The sequence below is a fragment of the Ruegeria sp. D1(2025) genome, from assembly GCF_056536425.1.
Genome location: NZ_JBQFPO010000013.1, coordinates 1 through 13,611 on the forward strand (window position 1 = coordinate 1; position 13,611 = coordinate 13,611).

The window sequence follows — 13,611 nt, forward strand, 5'->3', positions numbered from 1 at the left end:
AACCGCGTCGACAACGCATACGGCGACAGAAACCTCATCTGCACATGCCCTCCAATGTCAGAATACGAAGAAGCCGCTGAGTGAAAGATAAAACCCCTCGCCGGAAACATCCGGCGGGGGCACCATTCAGCCACCTTCGCAGCCACACTCCGGTGCACAAATTGAAAGCAGGTCACTGTTATTGAGATGAAGCACTATATCCCTAAAAACGCCAGCAGCGAGCTGGCTGAGCCGGCCGCGATCAAGGCCCTGAAGGTTCATGAAGTTGACGTTTTCGTAAAGGAAACGGGTTCACTGCCATCCACAGATATGATCGTCGAATTCTACGACGCGTTGAACGATCTGATCGAGGGGCACTCCTACAAGGTAAACATCCGGCGTGTCGCCGTTGAAAGCGCGGGGACACCCTTGTACTGGGCCGGACGGACCGCGATTTTCTGGGGCGATATTCACAAAAACTGGAAACTCTCCTCGCGCGAGCGCAACTGGACCTCGCAGGTGTTTAGCCTGGCACCCAGAACAATTCTGGTCGGTGGCGCCGTTCTGCTGCTGGCGCAGATGGGACGGGCCGACAAGACAGACGCCGCTGTCCATTCAAACTTTGTCGCCGCAGCGCAGGAAAACGGGTTGCAGCAATGCGGAACCGATACGCATCTTGCTTCGACAGGTCGCATGCACAGTGCTTCGACCCGGCTCAGCTCGCTGCGGCTGATGTCGGAATTCGTGTCGCTTGATCACGGGGCCTACATTGCGGAATCCCTGCGCGACTATATCGGTCTGACCGAGTCGGGACCACAATACCAAAGCCAACTGGCCATCCGGCTTATACAACGGTCGGGCGCAGACCCACTGGTCAGGCAGGCCGTGGACACTATGCTGACCCACATTGAAGAGCCGCTGAAAATCCCCGACATCTCGACCGTACTGGGTACGTCGACCCGGCAGCTTCAGCGAAGGTTTCTGAGCAAAACAGGAACCAAGCTGCTATGCACTTACAGGGCGCTGAGGCTGGAGCGTGCAAACAGCCTGCTGCGCAATACGGACATGTCATTGCGAGAAATATCTGCCGCGACCGGGTTTTCGTCGATCACGTCCCTGGGTCGGTCCTTTCGGACAATGTACAACAACACTCCGGAAAAGGTCCGGGAACAGCGGTTCTCCGGATGCCTGCCTGGACCGGTGAAACACCAAAGTTCAGGGACCGCCGCATTGGCCAAGTTTCCGTCCTCGGTCGCTTATTGAACTGACGTCTGCGTTCTAACCAGAGCGCATGTCAGTAACCGACAAGGTCGCTGGGCTGGAACCCGGTCGCCGGTGACGGTTTTTTCCCAAGGATATTTTTGAGAATATCGTTCATTGTCTTGCGATCATTGTCGAATCCGCCATGGGTGTGACTGTCCGTTATAGATGATGCACGCCCGGCAAAGTGCACTTTGTAGCCCTTCTTCCCGGGAACCTTTTTGCCGAACTTGTCCATGCCCAGGATCGGCATTTCCTTTTGGTCTTCAAATGCATTGGACACGAAATACAGCAGGGATTTCCGATAGGGCCCGACACTGTCATCCTGTTCGCGCTGATCGATAAGGTTATACTGCCAAAGGTTTGTGACACCGCTGGCAACTCCGGTTTTGCGTATTCTGGGGTGATAGCTTTTCTTGAACAGATCGATGGTGCAGGCCGGAGCCATCAGGGAACATGATGCAACCGGAGTGTTGAGTGGGTTCATTTTGTCCATGGCATCCAGCATGTGCGCCAGAAGTATCGAGCCCGCGCTGTGACCCACAAAGTGGATCTGAAGGGGTTTGGACCGCTGCGCGTTGCCCTTTAGAAGTGCCTTGACAGCTTTACGCCCGCCGCCCCCGGCCCTAAAGCTTTCCCGGGCGTCCCATTTCATGTCGCGCCATACAGCTGTTCCCGGTTTGCGGGCAAAAGATTCCAGGGCGGTATCGAAGAAATCCGACAGGCCGCCGACCCGAGCCTCGGCCCTACTGCGCGATGAAAAGACGACATCTGTGAGCGATTCAAAAAAACCGGTCTCCCACATGAAGTGGATGGGGTAAATTCCGTTGCGCTTGAACACTTCCTTCATCTTCCGGACGCGATTGGCCGAGGCGTTGGCGTTGTTCAGGCCGCCATGCGCATAGAATAACAGGTGTTCGTACCCACGCTCAGCCGTTGCGGCTTCGTCGGACAGAAAGTCCGCAGTCTCCTGTATGGTCGTCATCGGTGTCGGGTATTTCCCGGTTTCCCTAAGCTGACCGTCATCGAGATGGATGATGTGTCCGATGATGTCTTCGTGCCGGGGCGCGCGGACTTCCTGTGAACCGAACAGGGTTCGAGATTGAGGTGAAGGATTGCTGATTGTCAGGTCAAAGGCGTCCGGCGTCGGAACCGCCAGGCGCAACACCCAGGCATCCATAATGGTGGCGGACCAGTCTTCATACTTCCACAGGGCAATTCCCGGACGGCCATTGAATCCGCCCCAGTCCTCGCCCCATGAATTCTGGATCAGGAACCCGCGTTCATTATAGCCGACGATGATGAAGGCGTGTCCGCCCTCGCTGAAATATGAGGGTTCGATTTCGCCATCCGCCGGATTTCGCCATCCCCGGTGAATCCGCGCGGACACGTAGATGACGCCGACCTCATTCAAAGCGGCGTGGTAGTCGATAATTTCCGGGCGCATGCGATAATATGCGCCCAGTCCAAGGTTGCGGGCCTCTTTGGCGTGCTCAACAGTCAGATGCCAGCCGGAGTCACCATCCTGGTACGGTGCGGTTTCGTCGCTGCAGACGCCGTTGTGGTAGAACCCTTTCAAGGCCGCACGGATGCTGGACCCTTCGTAGTCTTCCCCGGGCCATTCATCGTTGATTTTGGCCATCTCATACAGCATGCGTGCACTGGCCATCGGGACCTGTGCGGACGGATCGATCCGTGCGTGGCGCTGCCGGTTCATCAGGGTGATCGCACTGGACAGGGCAAACCCGGTACAAGCCCCTTCCCGTCCCTGATCCCGTATGGGGCTTAGATCGGGATGCGGCGGATCCATCGTCAGGCGAAGCTGTCGCAATGTTGGCTTATATGCTCTGTCCCGCAGGTCAGTCATATCCCTGTGAGCGTTCAGCACCCGGTTACCAAGCCGCGGGGCCGCAGCAAGCGCTTTTGGCAAGCTGGACTTTCCGCCAGACTTTGACTTCCGCGATTTTGTGGGACGTTTGCTCATGACTTTTCCTCTCAAAAAACAAATGAATGCCGGGACAGCGGTAAATACTCGTTTTCAATGAGAGAAGTGTAGCCGAGGAGTTGCTGCGCGAAAAGCGTTGCGCTGAAATTCGGCGGATTCAAATGAATCCGCCGGTCAACCGAACGGTTTCCTTGCGAGGTTTCGGCCTGCACTCCGATTTCAGCGGAATGCAGGCCGGATGGTCAAAGGCAATCCGAGAGGGTGGTTGCAAGATTACGAAGAAGTTGAGGATAAAACGATGGACCCGGTTCGATATTTGCGCCGATCGGATCGCTGACGCCGATATTGGCCTCGGTCCCGTCCAGAACCGTCTGGACCAGTCTGGGGTCGAACTGAGGTTCGGTCAGCACACAGTCGATGCCCTCCGCACGAATACGGCCCTGAATCTCGGCGATCCGTGCCGGGCTGGGATCGGAGGCATCAGAAAGCGAAATTGCCCCGGCGGCCGGAATATCGAAGGCAACTTCGAAATATTGGTAGGCATCATGGAAGACAATGAACTCTTTCCCGCGCGCCGGTTCCAATATCTCGTTGATCTCGGTTTTCAGGGCTTCGATTTCTTCCCGTGCCGCCGCAGCGTTCGAGAAATAGGCACTTGCATTGTCCGGATCAGAGGCTGAGAGCTTCCCGGCGATCAGGTTCAGCCAGATTGCCGCGTTCTCGGGTGACAACCAGACATGAGTGTCGTGTGACCCATGATCGTGTTCAGCATGTTCGTCGTGATCGTGGTCGTCATGATCTTTTTCTTCGGCATGATCGTCATCATGTTCATCATGGTTTTCATGATCATTGTGGTCATCGTGATCGTGATTGTCCGAGTCGGCATGTGCTTCATGGTCATGCGCTTCGAACAACGCGCTCTCGCGAAGCTCCAGTTCGACCGTGCCCTCAGCCTCCATCAGGGATGTCACATCTGCGTTTTCCGAAAGCGTTTCGATTGCCCCTTCCAACCAGGGTGTCAGGTCTTCTCCGACCCAAAACACCAAGTCCGCGTCTTGTAGCGCAGCAGCGTCCGACGGGCGCAGGGAGTATTCGTGCGGCGAAGCTCCGGGTTGAACAATCAAAACCGGGCTGCCGACACCATCCATTACCCGAGCGACCAGTGAATGCACGGGCGCGATATCAACTGCGACATTCGGCGTTTCAGCCCACGCCACACTTCCAAACAAGGTTGCGCTGATGGACAGGGAAAGAAGCTTTCTGGACATGGGGTTCCCTATGTGATTGTATAACATTAATCGCTCAATTATACGATATGTAATAACATGACAAGTGACTTGCAGAACCGCGAGGAAGCCGTCAGCGTCGGGTTCGAACAGCATGACCATTCGGCCTGCGTTACCGACGCGATTGCGTCGGCAGATGCGCGTTGCGAGAAAGAGAACCTTCGCTTTACACCCGTTCGACGCAAGGTGTTGCAAGTGCTGCTGGAAGACCACAAGGCGCTTGGCGCCTATGCGATCCTTGAAAGGCTGCGCGAGGCGGGTTTCGGATCTCAACCACCGGTCGCGTATCGTGCGCTGGATTTTCTGGTTGAGCATGGATTCGTTCACAAAATCGAACGACTGAACGCGTTCGTTGCCTGCGCCCATCCCGGCGAAGCGCACGCCCCTGCCTTCATGATCTGCCGAAACTGCGAAATAGTCGCCGAGGCACAATCCACCCCCGAAAAAGGGGCATTGGGAGAAGCTGCCAAGACATCCGGATTCCGGATTGAACGAACCATCATCGAAGTAGAAGGCCTTTGCCCGACCTGCGTTGGGAAAGAAAATTCATGAGTCTGGCAACCATTGAAGGCCTCAGCATCCGCTACGGCGCAAAAACCGTGCTGCGCGATGTGAACCTGTCGATAAATCCGGGTGAGATCGTCACGATAGTCGGGCCAAACGGATCTGGAAAGACAAGCCTGCTGCGGTCCCTGATCGGGGCGACGCGTGCTTCGACTGGCCGTGTACGACTAAAACCGGGCCTGAGGCTGGGTTATGTGCCGCAGCGGCTGCATATCGACCCTACGCTTCCGATCACTGTGGAACGATTCATGCGTCTTCCGGGCGCCGTTGATCGATCGGCCTGCAGACAAGCGCTGAAACGTGCGGGCGTTCCCGATCTTTCGGGGCAGCAAATGTCGCAACTGTCCGGTGGGCAGTTCCAGCGCGTCCTGCTGGCGCGGGCTTTGCTGAATCAGCCCGAGTTGCTGTTGCTGGACGAGGCGACTCAGGGGCTCGATCAACCGGGTTCTGCAGCGTTTTATCAACAGATCGAAGCCACCCGTGCCGAGACCGGATGCGCCGTACTGATGATCAGCCATGATCTACACGTGGTCATGAGCGCCTCGGACCGTGTCATATGCCTGAACGGCCACGTCTGTTGCGAGGGTACGCCTGCAACGGTGGCAACCGCACCGGAATACCGGGCCCTGTTCGGTTCGGGGACAGGTGGTGCCCTCGCACTGTATCGCCATGACCACGACCATGGTCATGATCACGCTTCGAAGGAGGCTGCCGAGTAATGCTGGACGATTTTTTGACGCGCGCCACGCTGGCCGGGGTTGGTGTAGCGTGCGCAGCGGCACCTTTGGGTTCTTTTGTGGTCTGGCGGCGCATGGCCTATTTCGGCGATGCAACCGCCCATGCCGCAATTCTGGGGGTTGCCTTGTCCCTTTCTTTTCAGGTGTCGATCTTTGCAGGCGCGACTGCTGTTGCGCTTCTTCTGGCACTTACAGTGACGTTCCTGTCCGGGCGCGGATACACGATGGACACCTTGTTGGGGGTACTGGCCCATTCCGCACTTGCCTTCGGTCTGGTCGCCGTTTCGTTTCTGTCAGGGGTGCGTATAGACCTGATGGCCTATCTGTTTGGTGATATTCTGGCCGTATCACGCGGTGACTTGGCCGTAATCTGGGGCGGTGCGGCGCTGGTTGTTCTGTTGATCTCGTGGCGCTGGTCGGCATTGCTGACGGCGACCCTCAACACCGATCTGGCTTATGCAAGCGGTATTGACCCAAGACGAGAGCAGTTGTTTCTCACACTGGCGCTGGCTGTCACGGTTGCAGTTGCCATCAAGGTTGTTGGCGTGTTGCTTATCGGCGCAATGCTGATCATCCCTTCGGCAGCAGCCCGGCCTCTGGCCCGTACGCCTGAAAGCATGGCGGTGATAGCTGCCGTGATCGGCACCTTATCGGTTATTGGGGGGCTACGCGCTGCCTTGGAATTCGATACGCCTGCCGGGCCAACAATCGTTTGTGTGGCTGCCTTGCTCTTCGCGGCAACAAGCGTGACGAACATGGTGAACAGGGCAAACTAACCTCGGTTCATACACTGTCAAAACGTAATGTGGGTGGCAGGATATGAACGGAAAGTAGGCTTTCCGGGCATATATCAGCGCATAACTCGACGTCCTCCGGGAATTTCGTTGCCCAAATTTTGCCGCATTGTTAGAAATGGGCAAAAGGGGTGCAAAGCCCGGAGGCAAAAATCGAGCAGAAAGTCAAAAAATCGCGGCGCTTGGTGCCGGAATCCCTGGTAGGGAAACGTGAGGGCCTGTTTTTTCTTTGGGCAGAGCTTGAGCGGGCACGTATCCGGGCGGCAAGGGCACAGGAAGCTGCCCCTCACCAGGCCAAAGCGAATGGCATCAGCACAGGCAAAGCTCAGGCGTTTCATCCGTTCCACGTGGATGAATTCATTTTCTTCTAAAGCCTGAGTTTCGCCTTCGAAAGCATCTAGCCCGCCATAGTTAGGCGGGCTGCAAGTGCACCAGCGTTTTGCTAAATAACTATTTGATCTGTTCTGTGCCGTGCCAGATCAGGCAGCGCCGCGCTGCATTTCGGGGAACCCTGCTGCCAGACTTTCCTCTGAAGCTTCAAATACGCCACGTTCAGTGATCAGCCCCGTGACAAGCCGCGCGGGTGTGACGTCGAACGCAAAATCCATGCCTTCTGTTCCGTCAGGCGTCACTTGCACCGAGGAGATTTCGTTCGCATCGTCCCTGCCCCAGATATGCGTAACTTCGCGCGGATCGCGTTTCTCGATCGGGATTTCGCGAACGCCGTCACTGACCGTCCAGTCAATGGTCGGCGACGGCAGAGCCACATAGAAAGGCACATTGTTGTCATGGGCGGCCAACGCCTTGAGATAGGTTCCGATTTTGTTGCAGACATCGCCGCGGCGGGTGGTCCGGTCGGTGCCGACAATGACCATGTCGACCTGCCCGTGCTGCATCAGGTGCCCGCCTGCGTTGTCGACAATATAGGTGTGCGGCACGCCGTGGTTGCCCAGTTCCCATGATGTCAGCGCACCCTGGTTGCGCGGCCGGGTTTCATCGGCCCACACATGGATGGGAATACCTGCATCATGGGCGTGATACATCGGGCTGGTGGCGGTGCCCCAATCGACCGTCGCCAACCAGCCGGCGTTGCAATGGGTCAGCAGGCGGACCGGTTCGCCTTCGGGCTTCTTCGCTGCAATGTCGCGGATCAGTTCAAGTCCGTGGACACCGATCATCCGATTGATCTCGACATCTTCGTCCGCAATGTCATGGGCCAATTGCAATGCCGCTGCCGCCCGGTCAGACGGGGCCAACTGACGCATAGCCGTTCGGCACCGGTCCAACGCCCACCGAAGGTTGATCGCGGTCGGTCGTGTGGCGTGCAGCGTTTCCCAGGCCTGATCCATTGCCGCATCCGATGGGTCCAGCCGCATTTGCAGCGCCATGCCGTAAGCGGCGGTCGCTCCGATCAAAGGCGCGCCACGTACGCTCATTTCCACGATTGCGGTGCAAAAGGCATCCATCGTGTCGACAGGCCGGATCACCAGCTTGTGCGGCAGCCATCGCTGATCAATGATCTCCAGCACATCCTTTTCTGTGTTGAACCAGAGCGAGCGGTAATGCTTGCCGTCAATTTTCATGATGCAGACCTTCCCTTGAATTAGACCGCCACAGGCGCACACAGCCAGCGCCGCTGTCTTTCGGTTTTGTTGTTCAATACTCTAATGATATTCAAATTCTTTGCCACAATCCAAGTTCGCTGCGCTTGGACGAGGGCGCCGGTGTCATCGGTTGGTCCTGCGGCGGGCGTGCAGAACTCCGGCTTCGCGGATGATATCAGCAACCATATGTTCGCGTCGATAAGCCATGACATGCGCCCCAGCGACGCCCCTGATCTGCTGTACCTGCTGAAGCAGTTCAATGCAGATCCTTTTGCCTTCCTCGCTGGGATTGTCCGCTTTTTCAAGCCGTTCGATGACCGCGTCCGGGATATGAATCCCGGGCACGTTGTTGCGCATCCAGCGGGCCGCTCGGGCCGATGCTAGCGGGCCGACCCCCGCCAGAATGAACACTTTCTTGTCCAATCCTTCGTCCCGGACACGAGACATGAAAGATTCGAACAACGGCATGTCGAAAATGTAGTTGGTCTGGATGAAATCTGCCCCGGCAGTGATCTTTTTGGCCAATCGGTTTGGACGCCATTCATACGGGGGAATACACGGGTTCTCGGCTGCGCCCAAAAACATCTGCGGCGGCGCGGTTATTTTGCGCCCCGACAAAAATGTTCCGTTGTCCCGCATCGAGCGGATGGTGCGCAGCAACGTCAGCGAATCAAAGTCAAAAACCGGTTTCGCGCCGGGCTGATCCCCTGCACCGACCCCGTCGCCCGTCAGGCAGAGGACGTTGCTGACACCAAGCGCGGCAGCGCCCAGCACATCGCCTTGAATTGCGATACGGTTACGATCACGGCAGGAGATCTGATAGACGGGCGAGTACCCGGCCCGTGTCAGCAACGCGGATATGCCGATCGAGGACATGTGACAGTTGGCACCCGAAGCATCCGTTGCGTTGATGGCGTCGGCAACCTCGCTGAGCGGCTGGGCGGCATCGTAGACATCGGACGGATCGGCGCTGTCAGGAGGATTCAATTCGGCCGTGACGGCAAACCGGCCAGACCGCAGGACTTTTTCCAGACGACTGTGTGAGACAAATCCTTCCGAAAGTGCGGAACGGGATGAATGAGTGTCCAGCGCTTCGATATGACCAGTCATTTCTTACCGCTCCCGATATTTTCGGGTTCCTGCGCCAAAGGAGCGGCAACCGGCTCCATCGACCGGGCCTCGGGGAAGGACTGCGCCAGGGCTTGTTTGGCCAGGTCACGTTGATCCCGCGCACGCATTGCTTTTTCCCGACTGACCCGCAGCCACGAAGACGTCCCCTGCAAGGTGTGCTCGACCGGAGGCAAAACCTCATTGATCTGTGCCGCACCGCTGCTCATCCGGCTCGCCCCGCTCCAAGCCAATGCCCAGACGCATTTCATGTCCGGTTTCACTTCGCAGTATTCGCCGGGCCGAACCCCGCCGCAGGGGCCGTTGCGCAACTGTTTCGGGCAATTCATGGGGCAAGACATACCAGTTGATGACAAAACGCATTGACCGCACATGCGGCAATCAAACAGCAGCGATTTCACACCCCGTTCAACCAGCGCAACAGGTTTTTCCACCCGGTGATATCCGATCCGGTCGAACAGCGGGTCAAGCGCAACCATCGCCCTTTCCACGTATTTGTAAATTTTTTCAAATGTACCCGAATGCCGGACCGAAAATAGACGAAGGCGATACATGTTCCTAGCCCTCCTGCGGAATCTGGCGGGTCAGATAGCGGAATGCCCACCGAGCCCGATAAACCCCTCTGACTTAACGGTTCCTGCTTGGAGAAGCCAAGTCAAGCCAAACGTGGGTTTTTGCCTCACTCGCTGATCAACCGAACGACCATTCATCTGCCCAAAACGGGCCTGCGCTCGCGACACGGGTACTGTCAGAAAGCATTGGCCGCTTTGGTAAGAAACTCACACAAAGCGTGGTCGTGCGCATTTGCGACATGCAGGCGAAACCGGGTTTCCGATTGAACGCGGTAAAGAATGACCTCGAACCCGAAAAATCGACGGACCGCGCTTTTTGATGGCTGATCAAGCCGAATTTCGGTTCCGCGCTGTAGCAACTCCATCGCCCCCGGCCCACTCAGGTCAAAAACCGAATAGGCGTGCGAAACGTCAGAAACAGCCATGTTCTGTTCTTCGTGCCAGCCTTCCTGTCGGTCTGCTCCGTTGATCTCAAGCAATCTGTCGCGACGCAGGGCGATGGTGTAGACGTCATCTGCCACGACATCAGGCCAGCCGGTGCTCGGGGCCACCGACCGCGATGCAAGGTAGAGGCCGGACATCAGGGTCTGGCGTTCGAGATGCACTCGGGACATAGCGGCTGACCCCAAATCAATCTCTTGCCCGTATTGCCCAGCGGGGGCCCATTTGTTCCGGTCGTCACGCATTCAGACGCTCCCCTTCCGGGTCGTAGAAGCAAGGCGCGCACAACGTCGCCTTGCGTCGCTGGCCGTCGTGCCAGATGTCAATCATTTCGCCTGTTCGTTCTGCACCGCTTTCCATCAACCCCAATGCAATCGGCGCGCCGACACTTGGACTGTCATAGCTTGATGTTACGTAACCCAGCGAGCGGGGTGGTGTGTCACCAGTCACCATATGCGCGCCGGTCGGAATGGCCGATTCGCCCGCCGGAACGGTCAGGCCGACCAGTGTCTTGCGGTCCAAACGGTTGGCCGTGGCGGTGTGAAGGCTGCGGTCCCCGACAAATGGGGTTTTCTTCTTTTCCCGGGGGATGGAATAACCCAGATCGTGCGGCATGGTCTCTCCATCCGTGTCCTTGCCGATCATGATATAGCCTTTTTCGGCTCGCAGGACCGAGATTGCCTCGATGCCGACAGGGGCGGCGCCGAAAGGCGCAGCCGCCTCAACTGCGGCCTGCCACAGGCTGCGCCCAGACGATGCAGGGACCGAGATTTCATAGCTGAGGTCGCCGGTAAAACTGACACGTGACACCCGAACAGAGGCATCATTGAAGCTCCCTTCGCGAAATGTCATGTGAGGGAACGCCTGAGCGGACAGATCAATGCCCAGATCGAGAACCGTCAGGATTTCCCGGGCTTTGGGCCCGGTGACCGTAACCGTGACATATTGATGGGTCAGGTCGTGCACAAAAATACGATCGGGGTCGTTGCCATCCTGACGCCAGGATTCCAGGTGCATGCGCACGCTGTCCACGTGGCTGGACGAGCAGGAAATCACAAACCGGTTCTGATCCAACCGCGAGATCACCCCGTCATCATAAACGATGCCGCCTTCGGTCAGCATGAATCCGTAGCGGATTGCACCGGGTTTGAGTGTTTTGATGGTATTATAAAAGATGAAATTCACAAAGGCTTCGGCATCCGGGCCCATCACCTCGATCTTACCCAAGGGAGAGCCATCGAGAATGCCCGCGCTCTCGCGTGTGCGCACTGCCTCGGCCCGGATCAATTGTTCCGGCGTTCCGTTGCCGTACCATCCCGGGCGTAGCCACCCGCCATATTCACAAAGCGCCGCTTCAAGCGTGCGATGCTGCGGTTCCAGCGGCAAGCGTTTCAGCGGATTGCAAAGTTCCTTGGTCCGCGCCCCATGATAGGTCTCTATCGGGACCGGCACAAAGGGCGGGCGGAAAGTTGTGGTGCCGACCTCGGGGATTGGCCGGTCCTGAATGGCCGCCATTGCCGCAAGCCCGGCCATGTTTGATGTCTTGCCCTGATCGGACGCCATCCCAAGTGTCGTGTAGCGTTTCAGATGCTCGACCGAGACGAAGTTTTCGCGGGCGGCAAGTTCCACGTCTTTGAGCGTGACATCATGCTGAAAATCGATCCACTGGCGCCCTTTCGAGCCGGGTGTTGGCCACAACGGGTTAAGGATAATATTGGTGTTCGGACGTGTTGTAGTTTCGCCCCGACCGGCCGCACTTGCCTCATCCAGCGCTGCGTTCAGATCGTAGGTGCCGTTGGCCGCGCCGATTGCGACCATCCCGCCAGGTGCGGCACCAGGCAGGAAGGTCTGCCGCGTGGCGCACCAATCCAGTTTACCCCCAGCGTGCCGCCACAGATGCACCAGCGGCGTCAACCCGCCTGAGCTCAGCACGGTATCGACCGGATAGGTTCTGTCACCTGCAAAGATTGATTTCAGAGACTTGCCGCCAGAAACTTTGACCGGTCCCGTCGAAGGGTCGATTTGGACGACCCGCGCCCCGGTGTCCTTGAGCTTGGCAATGATCGGATCGGCCAATGAGTGATTGCTGAGAACCGCAACCTCCCGCCCGGCCAGAACACCATACCGCGCAAGATACTCGGCCGCGCCCATCAGCGACATCACGCCCGGCCGGTCATTGTTGGCAAACGTTATCGGCCGGTCCAAAGCCCCGCTGGCCAGAATGACGCGCCCTGCCCTCATCCGCCATAGGCGCGGAGCGGTGCCGAAAGGGCCGTTTTCAACCAGCCCAACCAAACCGTGGTCATAGACCCCAAAAGCTGTGGTCGATGTCAGGATGCGCCCGCCTGCCAACTCGATGGCCATTCTTTGCGATGTAACCCATTCTACCGGCGCCCCGGATTCAATCGCCTCGAACTGATAGGCGCTGCCGCCGGTTTCCGGATGATCATCGACCAGAACGACGTCCTGCCCGGCCTCTGCGGCAGTGCGGGCAGCGACCAGCCCTGCCGGGCCCGCGCCCACAACCAGCGTGTCGCAATGCGCATGAGTTTTGTCCGAGGAATAGCCGTCAAAAACGTCCGTCGACACTGCGCCCAATCCGGCCATTTTCCGGATCGATGGTTCAAACAGATGCCAGTCGGGCCAGATGAAGGTTTTGTAATAAAACCCGGCAGACAACCAACGGTGAAAGAAATCAAGGCCGCCCTTGATATCGAACTGTGCAGTGGGCCAGGCATTGACCGCGCGGACCTGCATCCCCTCCTCAAGATGCGTGGTTGTGGCCAGGCAATTGGGCAGTTCGCGGCCGTTCAAGGTGACTGTCATGATCGCGTTGGGCTCATCCACCCAGGCACTCCAGACACCGCGCGGACGATGGTACTTGAAACTGCGCCCCATCACACGCGCGCCGCTGGCCATCAGCGCCGAAGCCACAGTGTCGCCAGCAAATCCCTGATAGGGTTTGCCATCGAATGTGAAATTCAGCGGCCGGGTCCGATCAATCAGCCCGCCCGAAGTAGTGCGAAATGACGTCATGGCGCGACCTTTCTGAGAGGGGTCGAGCCAAGGACATCCATCGTCACACTGTCACGCTCCAACAGGAACACTTCGGCGCAGGTTGTGTGCATCCAGATTTCCCGGACCACTCCCTTATCGTTGCGGTGCATGTGCAGATAGCCTGCCCATTCCGCATCGGAAACCGCGCCGCTGGTATCCGGGCGGGTTTTTCCCGCCTCGGCTGCAAAGTGAAACTCGCGCTCCTCCCGGGGACCGCAAAAGGGACAGGGAAATATCTGCAATT

General features: G+C 57.7%; 13 protein-coding genes. 5 read left to right on the forward strand and 8 right to left on the reverse strand.

What is annotated here, in order from left to right; translation table 11 throughout:
* Positions 1-186: 186 nt before the first annotated feature.
* Entirely contained in the window at positions 187-1,242 is a 1,056-nt protein-coding gene (locus ACR1XU_RS20400; RefSeq protein ID WP_480908478.1) for a helix-turn-helix domain-containing protein, read from the forward strand.
* A gap of 31 nt (positions 1,243-1,273) precedes the next feature.
* On the opposite strand, the gene ACR1XU_RS20405 is transcribed toward ACR1XU_RS20400, so the two are convergent.
* Positions 1,274-3,223, reverse strand: coding sequence for a C1 family peptidase (locus tag ACR1XU_RS20405; RefSeq protein WP_480908476.1), 1,950 nt, complete (start codon positions 3,221-3,223; stop codon positions 1,274-1,276).
* 203 nt (positions 3,224-3,426) lie between these two features.
* Positions 3,427-4,452, reverse strand: coding sequence for a zinc ABC transporter substrate-binding protein (locus tag ACR1XU_RS20410; RefSeq protein WP_480908474.1), 1,026 nt, complete (start codon positions 4,450-4,452; stop codon positions 3,427-3,429).
* Positions 4,453-4,509: 57 nt separating this feature from the next.
* Between ACR1XU_RS20410 and ACR1XU_RS20415 the strand changes: the two genes are divergently transcribed.
* The 4 genes from ACR1XU_RS20415 (at position 4,510) to ACR1XU_RS20430 (ending at position 6,936) form a co-directional block, all read left to right on the forward strand.
* Positions 4,510-5,022, forward strand: a complete 513-nt coding sequence (locus tag ACR1XU_RS20415; RefSeq protein WP_170613938.1) for a transcriptional repressor — start codon at positions 4,510-4,512, stop codon at positions 5,020-5,022.
* Positions 5,019-5,753, forward strand: a complete 735-nt coding sequence (locus ACR1XU_RS20420; protein ID WP_170682418.1) for a metal ABC transporter ATP-binding protein — start codon at positions 5,019-5,021, stop codon at positions 5,751-5,753. The genes ACR1XU_RS20415 and ACR1XU_RS20420 overlap by 4 nt, the downstream gene beginning before the upstream one ends.
* Positions 5,753-6,547 carry a metal ABC transporter permease gene (locus ACR1XU_RS20425; protein ID WP_170613936.1) on the forward strand — a complete coding sequence of 265 codons (795 nt, stop codon included), beginning with the start codon at positions 5,753-5,755 and terminating at the stop codon, positions 6,545-6,547. Before ACR1XU_RS20420 ends, ACR1XU_RS20425 begins: the two co-directional genes overlap by 1 nt.
* Positions 6,548-6,696: 149 nt before the next feature.
* The gene (locus ACR1XU_RS20430; RefSeq protein WP_170682419.1) at positions 6,697-6,936 is read left to right on the forward strand and encodes a hypothetical protein; all 240 of its coding nucleotides are present in this window, start codon (positions 6,697-6,699) and stop codon (positions 6,934-6,936) included.
* A 108-nt stretch (positions 6,937-7,044) separates the two neighbouring features.
* Here ACR1XU_RS20430 and mtnA read toward each other — a convergent pair whose 3' ends face one another.
* The 6 genes from mtnA to ACR1XU_RS20460 form a co-directional block, all read right to left on the reverse strand.
* On the reverse strand, positions 7,045-8,148 hold the full coding sequence (mtnA, locus tag ACR1XU_RS20435; RefSeq protein ID WP_480908472.1) for an S-methyl-5-thioribose-1-phosphate isomerase: 1,104 nt from the start codon (positions 8,146-8,148) through the stop codon (positions 7,045-7,047).
* Positions 8,149-8,292: 144 nt separating this feature from the next.
* Positions 8,293-9,279 (reverse strand): methylenetetrahydrofolate reductase, encoded by a 987-nt coding sequence (locus tag ACR1XU_RS20440; RefSeq protein WP_480908470.1) that lies wholly within the window; start codon positions 9,277-9,279, stop codon positions 8,293-8,295.
* A complete protein-coding gene (locus ACR1XU_RS20445) occupies positions 9,276-9,851 on the reverse strand; it encodes a methylenetetrahydrofolate reductase C-terminal domain-containing protein (RefSeq protein ID WP_170613933.1) in 576 nt (191 codons plus the stop codon). The genes ACR1XU_RS20440 and ACR1XU_RS20445 overlap by 4 nt, the downstream gene beginning before the upstream one ends.
* A gap of 194 nt (positions 9,852-10,045) precedes the next feature.
* Entirely contained in the window at positions 10,046-10,555 is a 510-nt protein-coding gene (locus tag ACR1XU_RS20450) for a hypothetical protein (protein WP_480908468.1), read from the reverse strand.
* Positions 10,548-13,346 carry a 2Fe-2S iron-sulfur cluster-binding protein gene (locus tag ACR1XU_RS20455; protein WP_480908466.1) on the reverse strand — a complete coding sequence of 933 codons (2,799 nt, stop codon included), beginning with the start codon at positions 13,344-13,346 and terminating at the stop codon, positions 10,548-10,550. The genes ACR1XU_RS20450 and ACR1XU_RS20455 overlap by 8 nt, the downstream gene beginning before the upstream one ends.
* Complete coding sequence (locus ACR1XU_RS20460) at positions 13,343-13,609, reverse strand: sarcosine oxidase subunit delta (protein WP_480908464.1); 267 nt, start codon at positions 13,607-13,609, stop codon at positions 13,343-13,345. Before ACR1XU_RS20460 ends, ACR1XU_RS20455 begins: the two co-directional genes overlap by 4 nt.
* Positions 13,610-13,611: the final 2 nt, after the last annotated feature.

What these genes read in the sequence shown, in the direction of transcription:
- ACR1XU_RS20425 (WP_170613936.1), top strand. Translation starts at nt 5,753, where the DNA reads ATGCTGGACGATTTTTTGACGCGCGCCACGCTGGCCGGGGTTGGTGTA.
- ACR1XU_RS20440 (WP_480908470.1), bottom strand. Translation starts at nt 9,279, where the DNA reads ATGACTGGTCATATCGAAGCGCTGGACACTCATTCATCCCGTTCCGCA.
- ACR1XU_RS20405 (WP_480908476.1), bottom strand. Translation starts at nt 3,223, where the DNA reads ATGAGCAAACGTCCCACAAAATCGCGGAAGTCAAAGTCTGGCGGAAAG.
- ACR1XU_RS20455 (WP_480908466.1), bottom strand. Translation starts at nt 13,346, where the DNA reads ATGACGTCATTTCGCACTACTTCGGGCGGGCTGATTGATCGGACCCGG.
- ACR1XU_RS20420 (WP_170682418.1), top strand. Translation starts at nt 5,019, where the DNA reads ATGAGTCTGGCAACCATTGAAGGCCTCAGCATCCGCTACGGCGCAAAA.
- ACR1XU_RS20445 (WP_170613933.1), bottom strand. Translation starts at nt 9,851, where the DNA reads ATGTATCGCCTTCGTCTATTTTCGGTCCGGCATTCGGGTACATTTGAA.
- ACR1XU_RS20450 (WP_480908468.1), bottom strand. Translation starts at nt 10,555, where the DNA reads ATGCGTGACGACCGGAACAAATGGGCCCCCGCTGGGCAATACGGGCAA.
- ACR1XU_RS20400 (WP_480908478.1), top strand. Translation starts at nt 187, where the DNA reads ATGAAGCACTATATCCCTAAAAACGCCAGCAGCGAGCTGGCTGAGCCG.
- ACR1XU_RS20415 (WP_170613938.1), top strand. Translation starts at nt 4,510, where the DNA reads ATGACAAGTGACTTGCAGAACCGCGAGGAAGCCGTCAGCGTCGGGTTC.
- mtnA (WP_480908472.1), bottom strand. Translation starts at nt 8,148, where the DNA reads ATGAAAATTGACGGCAAGCATTACCGCTCGCTCTGGTTCAACACAGAA.
- ACR1XU_RS20410 (WP_480908474.1), bottom strand. Translation starts at nt 4,452, where the DNA reads ATGTCCAGAAAGCTTCTTTCCCTGTCCATCAGCGCAACCTTGTTTGGA.